The organism is Nonomuraea sp. KM90 (genome assembly GCF_052246675.1).
Taxonomy (GTDB): domain Bacteria; phylum Actinomycetota; class Actinomycetes; order Streptosporangiales; family Streptosporangiaceae; genus Nonomuraea.
The window spans coordinates 1-1,850 of record NZ_JBQQCB010000329.1 but is presented as its reverse complement, the minus strand read 5'-3'; the positions used below and the strand labels follow the sequence as shown (position 1 = coordinate 1,850).

Sequence of the window (1,850 nt, the reverse complement as noted above, 5' to 3'; positions counted from 1 at the left end):
GTCGGGAATGTTGAAACATCCGGCATGTCCCGAAGGGCGACTGATCAGTAACTGTGAGGCTTCTGGGGTCGGCGAAGTCGATCATTCCCCCGAGGTGGTCAGGTGTCGCTATCGGTTCGTCCCCGGTCCGCGCTGGAGGTCGCGGAGCTCACCGCCCAGGTAGCACGAGCGAGTAATCCCCGTGGCACCCCGGCCATGTGGATCCGCGACTGGCTGGATGGGTTATCGAGCGATGAGGACTTCGCGCAGTGGTATCCCCGCGACGGCCGGCCGGGACTCTCACCCGCCCAACTGGCCGCGGTGAGCGTGCTGCAATTTCGTGCTGGACCTTTCCGACCGCGATGCCGCCGAAGCCGTGCGCTGCCGCATCGACTTCACGTACGCGCTCGGCCTCGAACTGGACGACCCCGGCTTGCACCACAGTGTGCTCGGTGACTTCCGTGACCGCCTGCTGCAAGACGGGCGGGCGGGCCAGCTTCTCGATCTGGCCCTGGCCCGTCTGAAGGAGGCCGGGCTGGTTCGCGAGCGCACCACCCAGCGCACCGATTCCCCTCATGTCCTGGCCACCGTGCGCGACCTGACCCGCCTGGAGCTGGTCACCGAGGCCATGCGCGCAGCCCTGGAGGAACTGGCCCGCACTGCCGCTCACGCGCTGAACGGCTTGGTCGATGACGACTGGGGAGGCCGCTACGGCCGGCAGGTCCGCCTGGGCAAGAACCCCACCCGACCCAAGACCAGGATCAACACCACCGGGGCAGATGCCCGTCGCCTGCTGGAACACCTGAGCCGAAACCATCCCGGCCTGCTGGGCGGCCCCCAGGTGCAGGCCCTGCGACAGATCCTGGTGCAGAACTACTACTGCGACTCCACCGGACGGCTGCGCTGGCGTGACGATGACGACGATAGCGGTCTGCCGCCCTCGGCCAAGCGGATCATCTCGCCCTACGACCTGACGGCCCGCTATGCGCGTCGGGGGCAGGTCACCCGTTGGCAGGGGTTGCTCACGCACGTGACCGAGACCTGCTCCGGCGACGGCCCCAATGTGATCACCGGCGTGGTCACCATGCCCGCGACCAGCGCTGACACCGAGGTCCTGCCCGGCATCCACACCCGGCTGGAGCGCCGGGGCCCACGGCCCGAGCAGCACCTACTCGACGGTGGCTGCACCTGCCTGGTCGACCTCGAACAGGCCGAACGTGAACACCAGATCGCCGTGGTCGGACCGCTTCCAGGCAACCCCACCCACCAAAACCGCCAGGGTGAGGGTTTCGCCCGCGACGACTTTCGCATCGACTTCGACCGCCAGGAAGTCACCTGCCCACAGGGCCAGGTAGGATAAGGGCTGGCACGGCCCTTATCCGACATCCTCGCTGACCGCCGCCCCGTTGATCGTGGCCCGCTTCACCAAGAGCCCGGTGCCAACCCGGCCCGGCCGAGCCAAGTGCACCATGTCAATCCACCTCCCGCGACCGGTGCGCGCAACGTGGGCTTTCCTCCGCTAGAACGACACGAACTGCAGCTGCGCAACCGCGCAAAGCAGCGAGAACCGCACTGGCACAAGCGCTACGCGGCGCGTTCCGGCACCGAGGGCACCATCTGCGAGTTGGCCCACGGCCATGGCATGCGCCGCTGCCGCTACCCCGGGGCAAGCCAAGGCCCACCTGCAACACGTGCTCACCGCCATCGCCGTCAACGTCGAACGCCTCAGCCGGCACCCTCCTGGAGAAAGCGCGCCCCCACGACCGCCGACAGCCTTCCAGGACTACCTCGACCAGCAAGGCACCCCCGCTTGCGTTCCTGGCCAGCCGCCAGCTGACCCGGCAGCGAACAAGATCCCCGACAGAGTCAAG

General features: G+C 67.9%; 1 protein-coding gene. It reads left to right on the top strand.

Annotated features, from left to right (window positions below):
- Window positions 1-319 precede the first annotated feature (319 nt).
- Entirely contained in the window at window positions 320-1,339 is a 1,020-nt protein-coding gene (locus ACTWPW_RS63960) for a transposase (protein ID WP_443175002.1), read from the top strand.
- Window positions 1,340-1,850 lie beyond the last annotated feature (511 nt).